An 859-nucleotide genomic window follows, 5' to 3' on the forward strand; every position below is an offset into this window, starting at 1 on the left:
CTGTTTAAGTCTTCATTATTATTCATCTTTATGACCTTTTTATTAAGGTAACTTCCTCCTATAACTAAGTCACCAATAAAACCATTAATCTATACATTCTTTAAACCTGTTTCTTGACTAGCAATTGCATGTGAATGTATAACACTGACAGCCCCTGTAGAATTACGAACAGCTTTCCTTATGTTTCTCCACCAATAGGTAGCATCTAGTTCTATTAATTGATGTTCTACTCCTAAAATCTCAGATACCTGTTTTGCAATCTTGTAATCTAAACTTCCCTTCTTCCCAAAAGTATAAGTAAGCTTAATCTTGTCATTCATTTCTAAGTAATCTATTGCAGCTACAATCGCTCGAGAATCTAAACCCCCACTTAAAGGAATACAAAAAGAGTTATGCTTATTAACAATTTTTCTCACTGATGCAATCCATAATTCCCCTAGTCTTCTAACAGCTTCATTATAATTTCGTGGTTCTTTTTTCTTTATATCATTCCATTCCCAATACTTCTCGAAGTGCCAACCATCTTTATTAATCTTTATAATACTCGCTGGTTCTAACTTTTCAATATTTTGAATCATAGTTTTATTACCTAACAAATATCCAAAATTAAAGAAATCATTCATACTATCTCTATTTATTCTAACTTGTTTAATTAAAGAAATTAATGGGTGCATTGCATTACAGAATGCATATGTTTCCTCTTGCTTATAAAAATAACATGTACCAAAACCATATCTATCATTAGAAATTATCCATTCGTTATTCTTCTTGTCAATTAATAGAATAATGTATTTTCCATTTAACCCCTTTAAACACTCTAGCCCTTCCTGTTCATATGCACGAATTATCACTTCTATAT

At 30.6% G+C, this 859-nt stretch carries 1 protein-coding gene; it reads right to left on the minus strand.

Annotated features, from left to right (window positions below; translation table 11 throughout):
- Positions 1–89 precede the first annotated feature (89 nt).
- A partial coding sequence (locus tag RB298_RS25605) for an asparagine synthase-related protein (RefSeq protein ID WP_486049157.1) occupies positions 90–859 on the minus strand: 770 nt, incomplete at its 5' end.

The sequence above is a fragment of the Priestia sp. BR_2 genome, assembly GCF_041954005.1.
Classification (GTDB): Bacteria; Bacillota; Bacilli; order Paenibacillales; family Paenibacillaceae; genus Paenibacillus_AQ; species Paenibacillus_AQ lautus_A.